The 18,867-nt window shown below is 65.5% G+C and carries 20 protein-coding genes; 9 read left to right on the top strand and 11 right to left on the bottom strand.

Annotation, left to right across the window (positions count from 1 at the left end):
• Positions 1-29: 29 nt before the first annotated feature.
• Positions 30-635 carry a TetR/AcrR family transcriptional regulator gene (locus tag V6M89_RS11990; protein ID WP_332853381.1) on the top strand — a complete coding sequence of 202 codons (606 nt, stop codon included), beginning with the start codon at positions 30-32 and terminating at the stop codon, positions 633-635.
• 1 nt (position 636) lies between these two features.
• Here V6M89_RS11990 and V6M89_RS11985 read toward each other — a convergent pair whose 3' ends face one another.
• Positions 637-1,725: a WD40/YVTN/BNR-like repeat-containing protein gene (locus tag V6M89_RS11985; protein ID WP_332853380.1), complete on the bottom strand. Its 1,089-nt coding sequence runs from the start codon at positions 1,723-1,725 to the stop codon at positions 637-639.
• A gap of 1 nt (position 1,726) precedes the next feature.
• The gene (locus tag V6M89_RS11980; RefSeq protein WP_116991118.1) at positions 1,727-1,996 is read right to left on the bottom strand and encodes a MoaD/ThiS family protein; all 270 of its coding nucleotides are present in this window, start codon (positions 1,994-1,996) and stop codon (positions 1,727-1,729) included.
• Positions 1,997-2,084: 88 nt separating this feature from the next.
• Between V6M89_RS11980 and V6M89_RS11975 the strand changes: the two genes are divergently transcribed.
• Positions 2,085-2,393 (top strand): hypothetical protein, encoded by a 309-nt coding sequence (locus V6M89_RS11975; RefSeq protein ID WP_332853379.1) that lies wholly within the window; start codon positions 2,085-2,087, stop codon positions 2,391-2,393.
• Between the two features lie 59 nt (positions 2,394-2,452).
• Here the strand turns inward: V6M89_RS11975 and V6M89_RS11970 are convergent, their stop codons facing one another.
• From V6M89_RS11970 to V6M89_RS11950, 5 genes are all read right to left on the bottom strand, one after another.
• Positions 2,453-2,758 carry a 2Fe-2S iron-sulfur cluster-binding protein gene (locus V6M89_RS11970; protein WP_332853378.1) on the bottom strand — a complete coding sequence of 102 codons (306 nt, stop codon included), beginning with the start codon at positions 2,756-2,758 and terminating at the stop codon, positions 2,453-2,455.
• Between the two features lie 42 nt (positions 2,759-2,800).
• The gene (locus V6M89_RS11965) at positions 2,801-4,447 is read right to left on the bottom strand and encodes a methyl-accepting chemotaxis protein (RefSeq protein ID WP_332853377.1); all 1,647 of its coding nucleotides are present in this window, start codon (positions 4,445-4,447) and stop codon (positions 2,801-2,803) included.
• 197 nt (positions 4,448-4,644) lie between these two features.
• Positions 4,645-5,571: an ABC transporter permease gene (locus tag V6M89_RS11960; RefSeq protein WP_332853376.1), complete on the bottom strand. Its 927-nt coding sequence runs from the start codon at positions 5,569-5,571 to the stop codon at positions 4,645-4,647.
• Complete coding sequence (locus V6M89_RS11955; RefSeq protein WP_332853375.1) at positions 5,568-6,656, bottom strand: ABC transporter permease; 1,089 nt, start codon at positions 6,654-6,656, stop codon at positions 5,568-5,570. Before V6M89_RS11955 ends, V6M89_RS11960 begins: the two co-directional genes overlap by 4 nt.
• The gene (locus V6M89_RS11950; protein WP_332853374.1) at positions 6,643-8,199 is read right to left on the bottom strand and encodes an ABC transporter ATP-binding protein; all 1,557 of its coding nucleotides are present in this window, start codon (positions 8,197-8,199) and stop codon (positions 6,643-6,645) included. The genes V6M89_RS11955 and V6M89_RS11950 overlap by 14 nt, the downstream gene beginning before the upstream one ends.
• 274 nt (positions 8,200-8,473) lie before the next feature.
• Between V6M89_RS11950 and V6M89_RS11945 the strand changes: the two genes are divergently transcribed.
• The 7 genes from V6M89_RS11945 (at position 8,474) to V6M89_RS11915 (ending at position 14,915) form a co-directional block, all read left to right on the top strand.
• Positions 8,474-9,226 (top strand): GntR family transcriptional regulator, encoded by a 753-nt coding sequence (locus V6M89_RS11945; RefSeq protein ID WP_332853373.1) that lies wholly within the window; start codon positions 8,474-8,476, stop codon positions 9,224-9,226.
• 135 nt (positions 9,227-9,361) lie between these two features.
• Complete coding sequence (locus tag V6M89_RS11940) at positions 9,362-10,213, top strand: outer envelope protein (protein ID WP_332853510.1); 852 nt, start codon at positions 9,362-9,364, stop codon at positions 10,211-10,213.
• A 24-nt stretch (positions 10,214-10,237) separates the two neighbouring features.
• Positions 10,238-11,320, top strand: coding sequence for a BMP family ABC transporter substrate-binding protein (locus tag V6M89_RS11935; protein WP_332853372.1), 1,083 nt, complete (start codon positions 10,238-10,240; stop codon positions 11,318-11,320).
• Positions 11,317-12,339: an aromatic ring-hydroxylating dioxygenase subunit alpha gene (locus tag V6M89_RS11930; protein WP_332853371.1), complete on the top strand. Its 1,023-nt coding sequence runs from the start codon at positions 11,317-11,319 to the stop codon at positions 12,337-12,339. The genes V6M89_RS11935 and V6M89_RS11930 overlap by 4 nt, the downstream gene beginning before the upstream one ends.
• Complete coding sequence (locus V6M89_RS11925; RefSeq protein WP_332853370.1) at positions 12,336-12,815, top strand: nucleoside deaminase; 480 nt, start codon at positions 12,336-12,338, stop codon at positions 12,813-12,815. The genes V6M89_RS11930 and V6M89_RS11925 overlap by 4 nt, the downstream gene beginning before the upstream one ends.
• A 97-nt stretch (positions 12,816-12,912) precedes the next feature.
• Entirely contained in the window at positions 12,913-14,481 is a 1,569-nt protein-coding gene (locus V6M89_RS11920) for a S10 family peptidase (RefSeq protein WP_442881970.1), read from the top strand.
• Positions 14,482-14,522: 41 nt separating this feature from the next.
• Positions 14,523-14,915, top strand: a complete 393-nt coding sequence (locus V6M89_RS11915) for an EF-hand domain-containing protein (RefSeq protein ID WP_332853368.1) — start codon at positions 14,523-14,525, stop codon at positions 14,913-14,915.
• Here the strand turns inward: V6M89_RS11915 and V6M89_RS11910 are convergent.
• From V6M89_RS11910 to V6M89_RS11895, 4 genes are all read right to left on the bottom strand, one after another.
• Positions 14,912-16,111, bottom strand: coding sequence for a hybrid sensor histidine kinase/response regulator (locus tag V6M89_RS11910; protein ID WP_332853367.1), 1,200 nt, complete (start codon positions 16,109-16,111; stop codon positions 14,912-14,914). The two genes, V6M89_RS11915 and V6M89_RS11910, sit on opposite strands and share 4 nt — an antisense overlap.
• On the bottom strand, positions 16,081-16,719 hold the full coding sequence (locus tag V6M89_RS11905; RefSeq protein WP_332853366.1) for a chemotaxis protein CheB: 639 nt from the start codon (positions 16,717-16,719) through the stop codon (positions 16,081-16,083). The genes V6M89_RS11910 and V6M89_RS11905 overlap by 31 nt, the downstream gene beginning before the upstream one ends.
• Positions 16,716-17,534 (bottom strand): CheR family methyltransferase, encoded by an 819-nt coding sequence (locus V6M89_RS11900; protein ID WP_332853365.1) that lies wholly within the window; start codon positions 17,532-17,534, stop codon positions 16,716-16,718. Before V6M89_RS11900 ends, V6M89_RS11905 begins: the two co-directional genes overlap by 4 nt.
• An 18-nt stretch (positions 17,535-17,552) precedes the next feature.
• A partial coding sequence (locus V6M89_RS11895) for a response regulator (RefSeq protein ID WP_332853364.1) occupies positions 17,553-18,867 on the bottom strand: 1,315 nt, incomplete at its 5' end.

Raw genomic sequence — 18,867 nt, 5'->3', positions numbered from 1 at the left:
AAGTAAACTACTCGGTGTAAAATAATGGCATGAACACGCCCCTCAAACTGACCGACCGCAAACGCCAGGCCATCGTCGAAGCCGCCATCGCTGAATTCCGCGTCAGCGGTTTCGAATCGACCAGCATGGACAAGATTGCAGCCACCGCCGGCGTGTCCAAGCGCACGGTGTACAACCACTTCCCCAGTAAAGACGAACTGTTCGCGCAGATATTGCATGAGTTGTGGAATAGTTCGATGGCGCAGCAGCAGCAGCCCTACGATCCGGCCGTGCCCATGCGCGAGCAACTACTGGCTTTGCTGTGGAAAAAGATGGCCATGCTCCAGGACAGTTACTTCCTGGATCTGGCGCGGGTGGCGATCGCCGAATCCATCCACTCGCCCGAGCGGGCGCAGGAGATGGTGACGCGGCTGACCCGCAAGGAAGAAGAAGCCGTGGTCTGGCTGCGCGCCGCCCAGGCCGACGGCAAGCTGCTCAAGGCCGACCCGGTGCTGGCCCCGCAAATGCTGACCGGCCAGTTGAAGACCTTCGCCTTCTGGCCGCAAGTGACACTGAACCAGCCGCCGCTGGACGCGGCCATGCAGAAAAAAGTGGTTGAGGCGACCGTCGATATGTTCCTGGCCTATGCCGGATAAGCTAGGCGAAGCTGACCGAGTAAATCGGCGGCAAGGTGGTGGAGATGGTCTGCCACTGGCCGCCGCCATCCTCCGACAGCCAGGCGCCGCCGGTGGTCGACCCCATCAACAGTATCTGGCCGCAATCGCTGACCGCCAGCCCGTGACGGTAGACCAGGTCGTAGCAATGCTGCTGCGGCAAGCCGCCGCGCCAGGCGGTGAAGGTCTTGCCGCCGTCGGTGGTGCGCGTGACCGCCAGCGCCGCGTGCGCCGCGATGCGCTTGCTGTCCGCCTCGGCCGGCACGAACCAGGCCGTCTCGCCATCCTTGGGATGCACCGCCGTCACGAAACCGAAATTCGACAGCGGCGCGCTGTGCACCTCGGTCCAGTTGGCGCCGTTGTCCACCGAGCGCCAGATGCCGTTGTGATGCTGGCACCACAGCTTGTCCGGCTCGGACGGACAGCGCACGATGCGGTGCGGGTCCTGTATTTGCTGCACGTCGGCCATTTCCGGCGGCATGTAGTTGGCGACCATGCCCTTGGCCCGCAGCGACCAGCTCTCGCCGCCGTCGGTGGTCAGCCAGGCGCCGCCGCAGGACACGCCGACCAGCACCGACCGGCTGTCGCGCGGATCGACGCAGATGCTGTGGATACCCGGCACGTCGTAGCCGCCTCCCATCCACTGCGCGCGCTCCGGCACGTTCCACAGCCCGTCCACCAGCTTCCAGCTCTCGCCCCGGTCGTTCGAGCGGAACAGGCCGCCCGGCAGGGTGCCCGCCCACAGCACGCCCGGCTGGTCCGGCCCGCCCGCCGCCAGCGACCAGATCTGCTTCACCGTCCACTCGACCGGATCGGCGGAGTCGGTCGGCTTGACGGGGAAGGCCGGCGCCGCCACCTCGACCCAGTTGTCGCTGCCCGCATCGCGCCGGTGCAGCTTGGCGCCGAAGTGGCCCAGGTTCAGCGCCGCATACAAAGTGCCGTCGCGCCGGTCCGGCAACACCATCGACACCGGATCGCCCAGGAAATGCTGCTGGTCGATATGCCACGCCTCGTGCGTGCGGTAGATTTCAAACAATCCTTTGCGAGTGCCGATGTAGGCGCGGTCGGACATATCAACCTCCAGAAAGAGCTTGCAAGATATAGACTTTGGAATGCGGCGCGAGCGCATCGTTCAATATTTTTCGCTCGCGGGTGCGTTGTCCGTCGATGAAGATGACGACGTTCTCGCGCAGCTGGCCCTGCTCGTCGAGCACGTAGCCGCGCAGCCGTGGATGGTCGGCGAAGGCGGCGTCGAGGGCGCTGCGCAGATCGGCCGCGCTGGTCTCCACCTGCGGCACGGTCATGAAGCGGCCCAGTTGCTGGGTAAAAACAAGTTGCGCCATCGTTATGCTTGTTGGTTTGATCGACGGGATTAGCGATTCTATTCCGGTTTGGCCTAAAATGAAAATGCCTCAACTAATGGAGCACTGCATGACGATCACACCGCAAGAGCTGGAACTGCTGATGGAAGAGGTGGAAAAGGAAGATCCGATCGATTTCGCCGACCTGCCGTTCGACGAGCACGATCTGCGCGGCCTGATCTCCAACCACTTGTGCGAGATGGCCGAGGCGATGGAAAACTTCAGCGAGGAGGACAAGCACCTGACGCTGTTGGCCGTGGCGGCCAAGCTGGTGCTGGAAAACATGGTGCTGAATATCCAGCTGATGCGGCGTCACGGCGTGCCGCTCAGCGAATCGACCGACGCGCTACTGAGCCGCCTGCGCAAACGCGGCGACTAAAATCCGGGGTCAGGTCCCCCATTTGAGCATGAGTTCGGCTAGTCAAGCCGAGCTCATGCTCAAATGGGGGACCTGACCCCGGGTTTGGCGGCGGGCGCTTCGATCACCAGGTCGGTGACGGCGATGGCCACGCACGGCAGGATGTAGCCTTCGCGCTTTTCATCGAGGCTCAGGCCCGGCCACTCGATCAGGTAGCGCACCGCGCCGCTGGTGCTCAGGCAGATGCAGGTGCGGCAGGTGCCGTTGCGGCAGGAGCTGGGCAGGCGCACGCCGGCGCGTTCGGCGCTTTGCAGCACCGTCGCCGGCGCTTGCGCGTCGAAGCTCCATCCCTGCCCCGCCAGTGTTACCCGTACCGCTTGCTCCATGCTGGTTCCCGAATTGCCGCGTCAAACCAGCATGATAAACCCTCACGCCAGCAACTTCAGCCTCGGCTTGGGTTGGCTCACCGGCGCCGCAACGGGACGCCGGACCGCCAGCCCGCCCTGCAACTTGAACACCGCCATCGCCTGCGACACGCAACGCGTCTGCTGCGCCAGGTTGCCGGCGGCGGCGGCGGCCTGCTCCACCAGCGCCGCGTTCTGCTGCGTGATGTCGTCGATCTGTATCACCGCCTGGTTGACCTGGACGATGCCGTCGCTCTGCTCGCGGGTCGAGTTCGAAATCTCCTCCATCACGCGCGACACCCGGTCCACCGATTCGATCACCTGGCTCATCGTCATGCCGGCGCTGGTGGTCAGCGCCGTGCCGGCCTGCACCTTGAGGATAGACTGGTCGATCAGCACCTTGATTTCCTTGGCGGCCGTGGCCGAACGCTGCGCCAGGTTACGCACCTCGCTGGCCACCACGGCGAAGCCGCGTCCTTCCTCGCCGGCGCGCGCCGCCTCCACCGCCGCGTTCAGCGCCAGGATATTGGTCTGGAACGCGATGCCGTCGATCAGGCCGATGATGTCGAGCACCTTGTTCGACGAGGCGCTGATATCGACCATCGTCGACACCACCTGCGACACGATGCTGCCACCCTGCGCCGCCACCGCCGACGCCCGTTCGGCCAGCTCATTGGCGCTGGCCACATTGCTGGCGCTTTGCTGGACGGTCGACGTCAGCTGCTCCATGCTGGCCGCGGTCTGCTGCAAGCTGGAGGCTTGCGACTCGGTGCGCCCCGACAGATCGAGGTTGCCGTCGGCGATTTCATCGGTCGCCACCGAGATCTCGTCGAAGTTGGCGCGTACGTCGCCGATGATGCTGTGCAGGTTGATATTGGTCTGCCGCAGCGCCGCCAGCAGCTGCCCCATTTCATCGTCGCGCCGGATAGCGAAGGCCGCCGTCAGGTCGCCGCCCGCCATCATGCGCGCCGCGCGCGTCGCCTCGCGCAGCGGCAGCGCCACGTTCAGGTACAGGCTGCGGCCGAACCACACCATGCCCAGCATGGCGCCCAGCGCCAGCGCCCCCATCCAGCTGCGCGCTGCGACTATGTCCGCGTCGTCCAGTCCCAGCAAGGCAAACGCCAGCAGGGCCAGCACGCCGCCGGTCAGCAGCGTGGCCATGGCGATCTGGCGCGCCAGTGCCATCTTCAGCATGCCCGCCAGCCGTGCCACGATGCCGGTCGCAACCACGCGCCCGTTGACGATGCGCAGCCGGCGCGGATTGCCCGCCTTGAACTGGCGATACAACTCGTCCGCCTCGCGTACCTGCTCGCGACTGGGCTTGGTCCGCACCGACAGGTAGCCGACCGGCTTGCCCTGCTCGATCACCGGCGTGACATTCGCCATCACCCAATAGTAGTCGCCGTTCTTGCAGCGATTCTTCACCAGGCCGGTCCACGGCATGCCGGCGCGGATGGTCTGCCACAGATCGGCAAAGGCTTCGACCGGCATGTCGGGATGGCGCACGATGTTCTGCGGCGCGCCGATCAGCTCCTGCTCCGTGAAGCCGCTGACCTCGATGAAATAGGGATTCGCGTAGTTGATGTTGCCCTGCAAATCCGTGCTGGAGACGATGGTCTTGCCATCGTCCATCAGGTATTCGTTTTGAGTGATTGGACTGTTGATACGCATGGCCGTTCCTTTTTTTATATTTGGGAAAAGGGCGTGCCGGGGTTTGGGGAGCGCCATCGGCCAGTGGCCAATGAGTCCAGAATAGATAGGTTTTCCCCGCAACAAAGTCACCAATTGTCGCAGGGAATTTTTACTGCTGGTTTTTATTGTCCGTTTTTGATCTACATCAATTTTGCTGTGCATGAACGCAACAACTGTCAGTCCGGCTTGAAGTTTTGGCCCAGAGACATCGGTTTATTCAGCAAGATTGTTTGCGGATTTCGGCAAATAATGACTAGCACAACGATAGTCGCCAGGTAGGGCAGCATCGACAAAAACTCCGACGGGATGTCCAGCCCCATGCCCTGCCCGTGGAACTGCAACACCGTCACGCCGCCGAACAGATAGGCGCCCACCATCACGCCGCGCGGCTTCCACGTCGCGAACACCACCTGCGCCAGCGCGATCCAGCCGCGTCCCGCCGTCATGCCCTCGACCCACATCGGCGTCAGCGCCAGCGACAGGTAGGCGCCGCCCAGGCCGGCCATGGCGCCGCCGAACAGCACCGTGCCGTAGCGCAGGCCGATCACCGGATAGCCGATCGCATGGGCGCTGTGCGGCGACTCGCCCACCGCGCGTATCACCAGCCCGATGTGGGTGCGGGCCAGCACCCAGCCGATCAGCACCACCAGCAGCACCGAGCCGTACACCATCGCGTCAAAACGGAACAGCAGCGGCCCGACAAACGGCAGGTCGGACAGCAACGGGAAATGCAGGTGCGGCATAGGCTCCACCGTCTGCCCCACCAGCCCGCGCCCCATGAAGGCCGACAACCCGATGCCGAACAAGGTCAGCGCCAGTCCGGTGGCGACCTGGTTGGTCTGCAGCGTCAGCACCAGGAAGCCGAAGATCAGCGACATCAGCATGCCCGCCGCAATCGCCGCCAATAACCCCAGCCACATCTGCCCCGTGCCCAGGGTGACGCCGAAGCCCACCACGGCGCCGACCAGCATCATGCCCTCCATGCCCAGATTGAGCACGCCGGAACGCTCGGTCACCAGCTCGCCCATCGAGGCCACCACCAGCGGTGTGGCGGCGCCCGCCGTGCTGGCGAGGAAGGCGATTAACAGTTCGGTGCTGATCATGCGGTTTCTCCGGCGGTGACAGGCAAGTGGCGCTTGCGCGGCTTGAAGCGGTAGTGAATGAACAGGTCCGCCGCCAGCAGGTAGAACAGCAGCAGGCCCTGGAACATGCCGGTGATGGCCGACGGCACCTGCAGCTCGATCTGTGCCGTCTCGCCGCCGATGTACAGCAGCGACATCAACAAGGCCGACAGCACCACACCCAACGGATGCAAGCGTCCGACGTAGGCGACGATGATGGCGGCGAAGCCGTAGCCGGCCGACACCGACGGCTGCATCTGCCCCAGCGGCCCCGCCACTTCGCCCACGCCGGCGATGCCGGATAAGGCGCCGCTGACCATGAAGGCGAGCCACACATTGCGCGGCTCGCTGAAGCCGGCGTACAGCGCGGCGGCCGGCGCCATGCCGCTGACCTGCATGCGGTAGCCGGCAAAGGTGTGCTTGCAGAAGAACCAGGCCGCCACCGCCGCGACCAGCGACAGGATGAAGGCCGCGTTCAGGCGCAAGCCTTCCACCAGCAGCGGCAAGGTGGCCGAGTCGCTGAACATCTTCGACTGCGGGAAGTTAAAGCCGGCCGGATCGCGCATCGGCCCGTGCACCAGATAGCTCAGCAAGTGATACGCCACGTACACCAGCATCAGGCTGACGAGAATCTCGCTGGTGTTGAAGCGCGTGCGCAGCAGCGCGGGGATGGCCGCCCACAGCATGCCGCCCAGCGCGCCCGCCAGCAGCATCAGCGGCAGCACCCACCACGCCTGCACCTCGTCGAAATACAGCGCCACCGCGCCGGCGGCGATCGCGCCCACCGTCAGCTGGCCGTCGGCGCCGATGTTGGCGACGTTGGCGCGGAAGCCGATCGCCAGGCCCACGCCGCACAGGATCAGCGGGGTCGCCTTCAGCAGCAGTTCGCCGACGCCGTACAGCGTGGTCCACGGCTTGATGAAGTAGACGTAGAAGGCGTGCAGCGGTTCCTGGCCCAGAAAGAAGAACAGCACGGAGCCGGTCACCAGCATGGCCGCCGCCGCGATCAGCGGCGACGCCAGCATCATCGAACGCGATGGTTCGGGACGTCGTTCAAGCCGCGACATGTTCTGCTCCCTGGTAGTCGAAATCGCCGCTCATCCACACGCCGATCTGGTTGATGCTGGTGCCGGCCGCCGGCACCACTTGCGACAGGCGGCCGTCCGCCAGCACGGCGATGCGGTCGCTCATCATGAACAATTCGTCCAGCTCCTCCGACAACACCAGCACCGCCACGCCCTGGTCGCGCATGTCGATGATGGCCTGCCGTATCAGCATGGCGGCGCCGATATCCACGCCCCACGTCGGCTGCGCGAACACCATCACCTTCGGCGCCAGCGCGATCTCGCGGCCGACGATGAATTTTTGCAGGTTGCCGCCCGAAAGGCTGGCCGCCGCCGACTGCTCGCCGCCGCACTTGACGTTGAAGCGTTCGATGACCTTGCGCGCGAACTCGCGCACCGCGCCGCGCTGTATCAGGCCGCGCTTGACCATGCCGGTGTTGGCCGCCGGCAGATAGCCGGTCAGCAGCGCGTTATCGGCCAACGACAGGTCGGGCGCGGCGCCGCGTCCCAGCCGCTCCTCGGGCACGAAGCCCAGTCCCAGCTGGCGGCGTTGCGCCGCATCGAGACCGCCGACGTCCTGCCCGCACAAGCGGATCGCCCCGCTGCCCGCAGCCAGCGCGCGCTCGCCGGAGATGGCCTTCAACAGCTCCTGCTGGCCGTTGCCGGAAATGCCGGCGATGCCGACGATCTCGCCGCTGCGCAGCGCCAGGCTGATGTCCTTCAGGCGCGTGCCGAACGGATCGTCGCTGCGCACATTGAGTTTGTCGATAGCCAGCAGCACCTCGCCCGGCTCGCGCGGCCGGTGCACGCACACCGGCAGCTCGCGGCCGATCATCAGCTCCGCCAGCGACTTCGCGCTTTCCTCTTTCGGATTGGCGGTGCCGGACACGCGTCCCGCGCGCAGCACGGTGGCCTTGTCGCACAGGGACTGGATTTCATCGAGCTTGTGGCTGATATACAGGATGCTGACGCCTTCGGAGGCCAGGCGTCGCAGCGATTCGAACAGCTTGAGCACCGCGTCCGGCGTCAGCACCGAGGTCGGCTCGTCCATGATCAGCAGGCGCGGCGACTGCAACAGGCAGCGCACGATCTCCACCCGCTGCCGCTCGCCCACCGACATGCTATGCACCAGCCGTTGCGGGTCCAGCGGCAAACCGTATTGTTCGGAGACGGCGCGGATGCGCGGCGCCAGCGCGGCCGGCGCGATCTTCTCGTCCAGCGCCAGCGCGATGTTCTCGGCCACGGTCAGCGTCTCGAACAACGCGAAGTGCTGGAACACCATGCCGATGCCCAGCTTGCGCGCGTCGTGCGGCGAGTGGATGTGGACCTGCTTCCCCTCCCACATGATCTGGCCTTCATCGGGTTTGGTCACGCCGTAGATGATCTTCATCAGCGTGCTCTTGCCGGCGCCGTTCTCGCCCAGCACGGCGTGGATTTCGCCCGGCATCACGGTCAGGTCGACGGCGGCGTTGGCCACCACGGAAGGGTAGATCTTGGAGATGCCCAGCATCCTCAGGCGCGGCTCTATCATCGGCGCTTCCGTCATCGGCTTCCCCCATCGTATACAAATTGAATACAAAAACAGACGCAATTAACATGCCAGTCACGATCCGCCTGAAACGCGCTATTTTGGGCGAAAGAGTGCACTAAATATGACACACTTCCTCACCAAAAACGTGCGCGGCGCTCAAAAATGAGGACAAAACAAAGTACTTTCGTACACAATACAAGACAGATCCGCAGTAGCAGTTGTACACGATGTAGTTAGCATGGTTCCTGCTTTATGCAGTGTGAGTACCACCCTCACGGAGAATCGATCGATGCCATCACCAGGCAAACGCAAACCTCGCAAGGCCGCACCGGCGGCCGTCGCCGTGGGCGCGCCTGCCGCCACCAAGCGCGGCACCACCGCCGTCGACCTGCGCATCTACCGCGCGGTCGTCAACGCCGTCATGAGCCACCGCCTGCCGCCCGGCACACACCTGGGCGAAGCCGATTTCTGCGAACTGTATCAAGTCAGCCGCACCACCGTGCGCAAGGCGCTGCAAAGGCTGGCGCACGACCACATCATCGAACTGCGACCCAATCGCGGCGCGGTGATCGCCTCGCCCACGCCGGAGGAAGCGCGCGACATCTTCGCCGCCCGCCGCGCCATCGAAAGGGAGATCGTGCCGCTGGTGATACGCAACGCCACCCCCGCCTCGCTCAAGCAGATCCGCGCCGCGCTGCACGCCGAGGACCAGGCCCGCCGCACCGGCGACCGCGCCGGCTGGATACGCCTCGGCGGCGAGTTCCACATCCTGCTGGCGGAACTGGCCGGCAACCAGGTGCTGCAACGCTTCATGGCGGAGCTGGTGTCGCGCTGCTCGCTGATCATCGCCCTGTACGAAGCGCCCGGCGCCACCATGTGCGAGAACGACGAGCACCAGGACCTGGCCACCCTGATCGAGCAGGGCAAGGTCAAGGAAGCCACCCATTTGATCGAGCACCACCTGCTGGAAATCGAAGCGCGCCTGCATCTGAATGAGCAGGACAAGAAAGTGAATCTGGCCGAGGCGCTGTCCGGGTATTAGCGGCGTGGCCCGGGAATTGCTAGAGAAGTCGATGAGATTGAATCCAATCACCTCAACAAATTGGATACAAAAGAAGTTCTTACAAACCGTGCTGTCACGCCTTGCTGTCACTTATCTCACTGAATGGAGTTCATGATGTCCCGTCTCGCTACCCGCACCGCCCTCGTCCTCCTCGCCGGCTGCGCCTGCGCCGCCCACGCCGCCGACTGGAGCGACACCTCGCTCAGCTACCGCTACGGCACCAAGTTCGCAGAGCCGTTCAACAACAACGACATCACCAAGAACATCGTCAACCTGAGCAGCGTGTCCGGCTACAAGTACGGCAAGAACTTCTTCAGCGTCGACTTCCTGATGTCGTCGGAGGTCGACCCGTCGTCGGCCGGCGCCAAGAGCGGCGCGCATGAAGCCTATGCGCTGTACCGCCACACGCTGGACCTGGGCAAAGTCACCGGCAGCAGCTGGGCCTTCGGTCCGGTGCGCGGCGTCGGCGCCACCGCCGGTTTTGACTTCAACAGCAAGACCGACGCCGGCTACAACTCCAAGAAGCGCATGATCGTCGCCGGCCCGACGCTGATGCTGGACGTGCCGGGCTTCCTCGACGTCAGCCTGTTCGCGCTGTGGGAGAGCAACGCGCCGTTCAACACATTCACCGGCGCCGCCACGCCGCGCTACGCCTACAAGACCCACCCGATGCTGACCGCCGCCTGGGGCATCCCGTTCAACATCGGCATTCCGCTGTCGTTCGAAGGCTTCGCCAACTTCATCGGCACCAAGGGCAAGAACGAATTCGGCGGCGACACCGCGCGCGAGACCAACATCGACATGCAGATCATGTACGACATGAGCGCCGTGGTCAGCGCGCCGAAGAACACCTTCAAGGTCGGCGTCGAATACCAGTTCTGGAAAAACAAGTTCGGCAACTCCGACACCAACAACCCTGGCGCAACGGCTAAAACGCCGATGGTCCGCGCCGAGTACCACTTCTAAACCATGCCCACCAAAGGAAACCGTATGATGAATCGTCGCAAAGTACTGGCACTGGCCGCGCTGGCCGCCGCAAGCATCGGCCTGTCCGCCTCCGCGTTCGCGGCGGAGCCGCTGAAGATAGGCTTCGTCTACGTCGGCCCGGTCGGCGACGCCGGCTGGACCTACGCCCACGACCAGGCCCGCCTGGCGATGGAGAAGGAACTCGGCGCCCAGGTCAAGACCACCTACGTCGAGAACGTGCCGGAAGGCGCGGACGCCGAGCGCGTGATCCGCAAGCTGGTCGCCGGTGGCAACAAGCTGATTTTCACCACCTCCTTCGGCTACATGAACCCGACCGAGAAAGTCGCCAAGAGCACGCCGGGCGTGGTGTTTCTGCACGCCACCGGCTTCAAGACCGGCAAGAACCTGGGCACCTACGAATCGCGCCTATACGAAGGCGCCTACCTGAACGGCGTCATCGCCGGCAAGATGACCAAGTCCAAGACGCTGGGCTTCATCGCCTCCTTCCCCGTGCCTGAGGTGATCCGCAACATCAACGCCTACACGCTGGGCGCGCAGAGCGTCAATCCCGGCGTCAAGACCAAGGTGATCTGGGTGAACTCGTGGTACGACCCGGCCAAGGAACGCCAGGCGGCGGAAACCCTGGTGGCGCAAGGCGCGGATGTGATGGCGCAGAACACCGACTCGCCGGCCACGCTGCAAGTGGCGCAGGAAAAAGGCGTGTACGCATTCGGCTGGGATTCGGACATGTCCAAGTTCGCACCGAAGGCGCATTTGACAGCGGCCACCAACAACTGGGCCCCCTACTACATCGAGACCGCCAAGGCGGTCATCGCAGGCACCTGGAAAACCGGCGATTACCACGGCGGCATGAAGGAAGGCATGGTCAAGATGTCGGTCCTGAACGCGGTGGTGCCGGCCGACGCGGCCAAGGTGTTCGAAGAGAAGAAGGCCGCGCTGACCGCCGGCACCCTCGCGCCGTTCACCGGTCCGATCAAGGACCAGTCGGGCGCCGTCAAGTACGCGGCCGGCGTGGTGGTGCCGATGAAGGACCTGCTGTCGATGAACTTCTACGTGCAGGGCGTGGAAGGCTCGATTCCGAAGTGAACCCTGATCCGGTCCTGTTGAACGACTGGCACCCGGTCGCGCTCTCGCAAGAGATCGTGGCCGGCGCGATCGCCGCCACCGACCTGCTGGACATGCGCCTCGCACTGTGGCGCGACAGCGGCGGTGCGCTGCACGCGTGGGAAGACCGTTGCCCGCATCGCGGCACCCGCTTGTCGATGGGCGCGCTGCACGGCGACACGCTGCGCTGCGCCTATCACGGCTGGGCCTTCGGCAGCGAAGGCCGCTGCCAGCACATCCCCGCGCTGCCGGCGCTGGGCGCGGCCAACCTCAAGGCGCAAGTCGCCACCTTCCAAGTGCTGGAATGCTATGGCCTGGTGTGGGTCTGCCTCGGCGAGCCTGCCGTGGCCACGCCTGCGCCGCCGCGCTTTCCCGAATTTTCCGACCCGGCCCTGCGCAAGGTCTGGTGCGGCCCGTACGACGTGCAAAGCAGCGGGCCGCGCATCGTCGAGAACTTCCTCGACATGGCGCATTTCGCTTTTGTCCACGAGGGCATATTGGGCGTGCAGGAACAAGCCGCCATCGCCAACTACACCGTCGAGCACTTCGACGACGCCGATTACGGCAGCGGCGTCTGGGCCAGGCAATGCCGCGCATGGCAGCCGCAGGCCAGCAAGGCCGCCACCGACGGCGCCGACATCGAATACACCTACCGCGTGGTGCGGCCGCTGACGGCGGTGCTGACCAAGCATCCTGTGGCCAGCGTGCGCGAAGCCATCGCGCTGATGCTGCAACCGCTGACCGAAACCACCACCCGCGTCTGGATCATCCTGGCGCTGGACGACTTCACCTCCGGCGACGACGAACTGCGCCAGTTCCAGGACACCATCTTCCTGCAGGACCGGCCGATCCTGGAAAGCCAGAGCCCCGCCAGGCTGCCCCTGATACCGGGCGCCGAAGTGTCGGTGGCCTGCGACCGCATGTCGCTGGCCTACCGCGGCTATCTCAAACAGCAGGACCTGCGCTACGGGGTGCTGCGCAACGATCAGGAGACAACATGACAAACGCCACCGGCCAGGACCACGAATTCCTCACCCGCGTGCTGGCACTGGCGCAGCGCTCGCGCGACGAGGGCCACCATCCCTTCGCCGCCATGGTGGTCGCCGCCGACGGCACGGTGATCTCCGAAGCGATGAACGCCTCCAGCAGCGACCGCACCGCGCACGCCGAGATGAACGCGCTGCGCCAGGCCTCGCAACGCCACAGCCCCGAACAGCTGGCGACGGCCACGCTGTACGCCAACGCCGAACCCTGCGCCATGTGCTCCGGCGGCACCTACTGGAGCGGCGTCGGACGGGTGGTATATGCGATGTCCGAAGCAAGCCTGCTGGCACTGACCGGCAGCGATCCCGAAAATCCGACGCTGTCACTGCCCTGTCGCGAGGTGTTCGCGCGCGGCCAGCGCCCGACTGAAGTCATCGGACCGCTGCGCGAGGACGAGGCGCGGCTGGCCCACGCCGGATTCTGGAAAAAATAGCTGATGCATTTCATGCAAGCCAGGATCATAATTGTGATCCGGCCTGATGGAGCGCACAGTGGCAAATCCTACAAAATTGCACGGATGGCGATATGAACTGCGCGCGGCGGCGTTTGTTGCCTATACCGCCTGCGCCGCATTATTGGTTGCCTGCGGCGGCGGTGGCGGCGGCTCCAGCGCGGCGATAACACCCACGCCCCCGGTCACGCCCACCACGCCCGTGGTGCCCGGCGCCTTCGACGACACGCTGGCCTATTCCAGCCTTGCCGGCGGCTCGCTGTCCGCGCCCAATGAAAACGCCGCCGTCATCGCCAGCCATATCCAGCTGAACGGCCAGCAGTTCAACTACACCGCCACCACCGGCCACCTGACCGCCACCGACGTCCGCACCGGCAAGGCCTCGGCCTCGTTCTTCTACGTCGCCTACACCGTGGCCAGCGCCAGTCCGGCCAAGCGGCCCGTCACCTTCTTCTACAACGGCGGTCCTGGCTCGGCCTCCACCTACCTGCATCTCGGTTCGTTCGGGCCGCGCAGGCTGGTCAGCACCATTCCCAGCGCCACCGTCGTGCCGGCGCAACTGGTCGACAACCAGGAAACCCTGCTGGCGCAGTCGGACCTGGTGTTCGTCGACGCCATCGGCACCGGCTACTCGCAGGCCATCGCGCCCAACACCAACCAGACCTTCTGGGGCGTGGACGCGGACGCCGCCGCCTTCCGCGATTTCGTGCAGCGCTACGTGGCCGTCAACAAGCGCGAGGCCTCGCCCAAGATCCTGTTCGGCGAATCGTATGGCGCGCCGCGCACGGCGGTGCTGGCCAACCTGCTGGAACTGGCCGGCGTGCAGGTGGCGGCGGTGGTGCTGCAGTCGTCCATCATGGACTACAACAGCAACTGCGGCGTGCTCGATCCGGACGCCATCAGCTGCGAAGGCTACATCCCGACCTACGCCGCCACCAGCGCCTACTACCAGCGCAGCAACCCGCCGCCCACCGATTTCAGCGCCTACGTGCAGCAGGCGCGCAGCTTTGCCGCCGGCGACTATCGCAGCGCCATGACGGCTTACCTGGCCAGCAAGGTTGCACCGCCGGCCGGCGTGGTCGCGCAACTGGTCGGCTACACCGGCCTGCCGGTGCTGACCTGGCAGCAGAATTTCGACATGGGGCCGGACTTCTATCAAAAGAGCGCCGTGCCGGGCAAGCTGGTGGGCCGCTACGACGCCCGCGTCTCCGCGCCCAACGGCAGCGCGCTGACGGTCGACGGCGATCCCTCGCTGACGGTGATCAACTCCGCCTTCATCAACGGCATCGCGACCTATTTGTCCGACGAACTGCATTACAGCGCCCGCTCGCGCTACACCAGCAGCAACAACATCGTCGAGCAATGGAACTTCGGCCACGACGGCAAGCAGCTGCCGGACACCATCCCGGACCTGGCGGCCGCCATGGCGCTGAACCCGGCCATGAAGGTGTTGGCCCTCAATGGCTACCACGACCTGGCCACGCCGTTCCACCAGACCGAGCTCGATCTGGCGCGTTTGGGTGCCAATCCGCTAATTGTGCTCAAATATTATGCAAGCGGCCATATGACGTATCTAGACGACACTGCGCGACGGGCACAGCAAATGGATTTGATTAATTTCTATAACAGCGTCACAGTGACACCATAAGCCATGCGCCAGGCTCAATACGCCGCGCGGGGGAGACGATCATGAAACTGCTAGTCCACATTGCCATGCTGGCCGCCGCCACGGCCTGCGCCTGCGCGCACGCCCAGGCGCCGAACCGGGAAGCCGCGCCGGTCATGATGTCGGCGCCGCTCCATCCCGATCCCTACATCCCGCCTGCCATGCGCAAGCCGCCGCGCGACGGCGCCTCCGGCCCGGTGTTGCAATTCCAGGCCATGCAAAAACTGAAGAAACGCTTTGAAGAGGCCGACCTGGACGGCAGCGGCAGCCTGAGCCGCGAAGAAGCGCACAAGGCCGGACTGGGCTTCGTCGAAAAGAACTTCGACCACATCGACAGCGCCCAGCGCGGCGCGGTCTCCTTCGAAGACTTGAAGACCTTCATCATCCAGCGCCGCGAAGAAGCGCGCTCGCGCTAGCCGGGCGGCGCCTCGCGGCGCGGCAAGGTCAGCGTGAACAGCGCGCCCTCGCCCAGCTTGCTGTGCAGAACCAGGCTGCCCTCGTGCACCTCGGCCAGCTGGCGCGAAATATACAGCCCCAGGCCCAGCCCGGCCGGCGCCTCGGTGCCGGCGCCGCGCTCATACGGCTCGAAGATCTTCTCCTGGTGTTCGGGCGCGATGCCCGGCCCCTGGTCGCGCACTTCCACCCGCACCACGTCGCGCTCCGCCACCAGCGTCACCTGCACCGGCCGCGCCGCGCCGTAGCGCAGCGCATTGGTCAGCAGGTTGACCACGATCTGCTCGATGCGGAATTCGTCCCACCAGCCGTAAACCGGCGTCCCGGCGTCCAGGCTGATGCTGCTGCCGGCAACGCCGGCCTGCGGCGTCAGGTCCAGCACCAGCCGTCGCAGCAAGCCCGCTATCTCGACCCTGCCCGGCCGCAACGACAGCTTGCCGCTGCGCATGCGCGATACGTCCAGCATGTCGTCGATCAGACGGATGATGCTCTGGATCTGGCGGTCGTCGCGCGCCACCATGCGCTGCAGCTGCTCGGCGCCGAAGGCCGCCATGTTGCCGCGATCGAGCTGCATCTTGCGCAGCTGGGTTTCCAGCGACAGCGTGTTGAGCGGCGTGCGCATCTCGTGCGACACCATCGACATGAACTCGTCGCGCATCGCCAGCGCGCGCTGCAGCCCGGCCTGCGCCGCGTGCAGTTCGGCCACCGCCTGCTCCTGCTGGCGGCGCGCCAGCTCCAGCGCCGCCACCTGGCGCTGCATCGCCTCGCGCTGCTCGTACAGCGCGACGAACACCTGCACCTTGCCCTTGACCGCGCGCGCGTCGAGCGGCTTGTACAGCACGTCCACCGCGCCCGCCTCGTAGCCCTTGAACGCATAGTCGAGTTCCTTGCCGGCCGCCGTCACGAACACGATGGGGATCTGCCGGGTCCGCTCGGTGCCACGCATCAGCTCGGCCAGCTCGAAGCCGTCCATGCCCGGCATCTGGACGTCCAGGATGGCCAGCGCGAAGTCATGCAGCAACAGCAGCGCCAGCGCCTCCTCGCCCGACGCCGCCTGGAATATCTCGCGTCCCTCGCCGCGGATGACCGCGTTCAAGGCTTGCAGGTTTTCCGGCAGATCGTCGACGATCAGCAGTTTGGTCGGGTGCACGGCTTGCATTCATTCTCCTCCAGCATCAACAGCAATGTTTGTATGGCGTCCAGCGGCAGGATCAGGTCCGGCTGCCGCAAATGGATGGCTGCCCTCGGCATGGTCGGCACTTCGGCCTGGTCCGGGTCCTGCACCACGGTCAGGCCGCCGGCGCGGGCGATGGCCGCCATGCCGGCCGCGCCGTCGTGGTTGGCGCCGGTCAGCAGGATGCCGGCCAGCGCCGCGCCGTAGGCGTCGGCCGCCGATTCCATCAGGTAGTCGATCGCCGGCCGCGCAAAGTGCAGCGGCGCCTCGCAACTGAGCGAAAAACAGCGCTCGGCCTCCACCGACAGATGGTAGCCTGAACCGGCGAAATACAGCGTCCCGGAGGACAGCGCCTCCTTGTCGGCCGCCTCGCGCACCGGCATCGCCATGCGCTGCTGGAACACCTCGGCCAGGTGGCTCTGGCGCCCGTCCGGCAGGTGCAGCAACGCCACCACCGCGCGACCGTACCCCGCCGGCAGCGCCGGCAGCAGCTGCAACAGCGCCCCCACGCCACCGGCCGAGGCGCCGATCACCACCGCTTCCACCTTGCGGCCGGCCAGTGCCGCGCGGATCGCGGGCAGGTAGGCGCTCATCGCTTGCGAAACACGCGCTCGCGCTTGTCCACCGGCTCGAAGGCCGGCGCGTAAGCGGAGAAATCGATGCTTTCCTTGCTGCCCAGTCCGAGGAAGCCGCGATGGCACAGCGACTCGTGGAACAGGCCGAAGGCGCGCTCCTGCAGTTTCTTCTTGAAGTAGATCATCACGTTGCGGCAGCTGATCAGGTGCGTTTCCGCGAACACCGCGTCGGTCGCCAGGCTGTGGTCGGCGAAGGTGATGTTCTCGCACAGCGCGCGGTCGAACAGCGCGGCGTTGTAGGCCGCCGTGTAGTATTCCGAAAAGCTGCGGGCGCCGCCGGCGGCCTGGTAGTTTTCCGTGTACTCGCGCATCGCGTCCAGCGGGAACACCCCCTTGCGCGCCTTGTCCAGCGACTGCGGATTGATGTCGGTGGCGTAGATCATGCTGCGCTCCAGCAGGCCCTCCTCCTTGAGCAGGATGGCCATCGAATACACTTCCTCGCCGGTGCTGCAGCCGGCGACCCAGATCTTCAGCGACGGATAGGTGCGCAGCACCGGCATCACGTGCGCGCGCAGCGCGGCGTAGTAGCTCGGGTCGCGGAACATCGACGTCACCGGGATCGTCAGGTATTGCAGCAGCTCGCTGAACGCGGCCGGCTCGTGCATGATGCGCGCCTGCAGCGCCGAAATGCTGGCGCACTCCATCTCGCGCAGCGCGTGCAGCACGCGGCGCTTCTGCGAGGCGCCGGTGTAGTCGCGGAAATCATAGCTGTACTTCATGTAGATGGCATCCATCAACACTTTGAGCTCGATGTCGGTGTCGCTATGGTGCATGGCTAAACCTTTGCATATTCAGCTCCGCTCGCCGTTCGGCATCCACACCCGCAGCAGCGAGTACAGGCGCGACAGGTCGATCGGCTTGGCCAGGTAGTCGCTGGCGCCGGCCGCCAGGCATTGCTCCTGGTCGTCCTTCATGGCCTTGGCGGTGATGGCCACGATGGGCAGGCGGGCAAAGCGCGCGTCCTGGCGGATGCGGCGCGTCGCCTCCAGGCCGTCCATGCCCGGCATCATCACATCCATCAGCACCAGGTCGATGTCGTTCACCTCGTTGAGCTTGTCGATCGCCTCGAAGCCGTTGCGGCCCACCTCCACCAGCACGCCCTTCTGCTCCAGCGCGCTGGTCAGCGCGAAGATGTTGCGCACGTCGTCGTCGACCAGCAGGATGCGGCGGCCTTCGAACACGCGGTCGCGCGAGCGCACCGTGCGCAGCATGTCCTGCCGCTCGCTGGACAAATCGGCCTCGACCTTGTGCAGGAACAGCGTCACCTCGTCCAGCAGGCGCTCCGGCGAGCGCGCGCCCTTGATGATGATGGAGCGCGAATACTTGTGCAGGTCGGCCTCCTCGGCGCGCGACAGGTTGCGGCCGGTGTAGACGATCACCGGCGGGAATGCCGCCAGCGCCTCGCCGGACATGCGCTGCAGCAGCTCGTTGCCCTGCATGTCGGGCAGCTTCAGATCGATGATCATGCAGTCGTAGATGGTGGTGCGCAGCAGCGCCAGCGCCTCCTCGCCGCTGGCGACGGCGACGATGTCGACGTCGTCGTCGGAGATCAGCTGCACCACGCTGTCGCGCTGGCGGTCGTCGTCCTCCACCAGCAGCACGCGCTTGATCTTCTGGGTCAGCTTGCTTTCGATGCGGCGGAACACTTCCATCAACTGCTCGCGGGTGGTCGGCTTGAGGGCGAAGCCGATCGCGCCCAGGTGCAGCGCGGCCTCGCCGTTGTCGGCGCCGGACAGCACATGCACCGGGATGTGCCGGGTGTGGGGGTCGTCCTTCAGCAGCTGCAGCACCGACAGGCCGGAACGGTCCGGCAGGCGGACGTCGAGCAGCACCGCGTCCGGCCGGTACTCGCGCGCCAGCGACAGGCCCTCGTCGGCGTCGAACGCCACCAGGCAGCGGTATTGTTTTTCATGCGCCAGTTCGTACAGGATGCGGGCGAAGCTGGCGTCGTCCTCGATCACCAGCACCTTGCGGCCGTCGCCCGGCCCGGCCATCTGCCCGCGGTCGTCGGCGAAGGCGCGCACCTGCGGGACAGCCGGGGCGGGGGCCGGCACCGGTGATGGCGCCGCCGCGCCGGCGGCCGCCATCTCCACCGCCCAGCGGGCC

It is taken from the genome of Duganella sp. S19_KUP01_CR8, assembly GCF_036688705.1.
Lineage (GTDB): Bacteria > Pseudomonadota > Gammaproteobacteria > Burkholderiales > Burkholderiaceae_D > Rugamonas.
The sequence above is the reverse complement of the archived record's forward strand: the minus strand, read 5'-3'. Positions and strand labels throughout refer to the sequence as shown.

Excerpts from the sequence above, each read along its gene's own strand:
- V6M89_RS11990 (WP_332853381.1), top strand. The coding sequence starts at position 30 with ATGAACACGCCCCTCAAACTGACCGACCGCAAACGCCAGGCCATCGTC.
- V6M89_RS11985 (WP_332853380.1), bottom strand. The coding sequence starts at position 1,725 with ATGTCCGACCGCGCCTACATCGGCACTCGCAAAGGATTGTTTGAAATC.
- V6M89_RS11980 (WP_116991118.1), bottom strand. The coding sequence starts at position 1,996 with ATGGCGCAACTTGTTTTTACCCAGCAACTGGGCCGCTTCATGACCGTG.
- V6M89_RS11975 (WP_332853379.1), top strand. The coding sequence starts at position 2,085 with ATGACGATCACACCGCAAGAGCTGGAACTGCTGATGGAAGAGGTGGAA.
- V6M89_RS11970 (WP_332853378.1), bottom strand. The coding sequence starts at position 2,758 with ATGGAGCAAGCGGTACGGGTAACACTGGCGGGGCAGGGATGGAGCTTC.
- V6M89_RS11965 (WP_332853377.1), bottom strand. The coding sequence starts at position 4,447 with ATGCGTATCAACAGTCCAATCACTCAAAACGAATACCTGATGGACGAT.
- V6M89_RS11960 (WP_332853376.1), bottom strand. The coding sequence starts at position 5,571 with ATGATCAGCACCGAACTGTTAATCGCCTTCCTCGCCAGCACGGCGGGC.
- V6M89_RS11955 (WP_332853375.1), bottom strand. The coding sequence starts at position 6,656 with ATGTCGCGGCTTGAACGACGTCCCGAACCATCGCGTTCGATGATGCTG.
- V6M89_RS11950 (WP_332853374.1), bottom strand. The coding sequence starts at position 8,199 with ATGACGGAAGCGCCGATGATAGAGCCGCGCCTGAGGATGCTGGGCATC.
- V6M89_RS11945 (WP_332853373.1), top strand. The coding sequence starts at position 8,474 with ATGCCATCACCAGGCAAACGCAAACCTCGCAAGGCCGCACCGGCGGCC.
- V6M89_RS11940 (WP_332853510.1), top strand. The coding sequence starts at position 9,362 with ATGTCCCGTCTCGCTACCCGCACCGCCCTCGTCCTCCTCGCCGGCTGC.
- V6M89_RS11935 (WP_332853372.1), top strand. The coding sequence starts at position 10,238 with ATGATGAATCGTCGCAAAGTACTGGCACTGGCCGCGCTGGCCGCCGCA.
- V6M89_RS11925 (WP_332853370.1), top strand. The coding sequence starts at position 12,336 with ATGACAAACGCCACCGGCCAGGACCACGAATTCCTCACCCGCGTGCTG.
- V6M89_RS11915 (WP_332853368.1), top strand. The coding sequence starts at position 14,523 with ATGAAACTGCTAGTCCACATTGCCATGCTGGCCGCCGCCACGGCCTGC.
- V6M89_RS11910 (WP_332853367.1), bottom strand. The coding sequence starts at position 16,111 with ATGCAAGCCGTGCACCCGACCAAACTGCTGATCGTCGACGATCTGCCG.
- V6M89_RS11905 (WP_332853366.1), bottom strand. The coding sequence starts at position 16,719 with ATGAGCGCCTACCTGCCCGCGATCCGCGCGGCACTGGCCGGCCGCAAG.
- V6M89_RS11900 (WP_332853365.1), bottom strand. The coding sequence starts at position 17,534 with ATGCACCATAGCGACACCGACATCGAGCTCAAAGTGTTGATGGATGCC.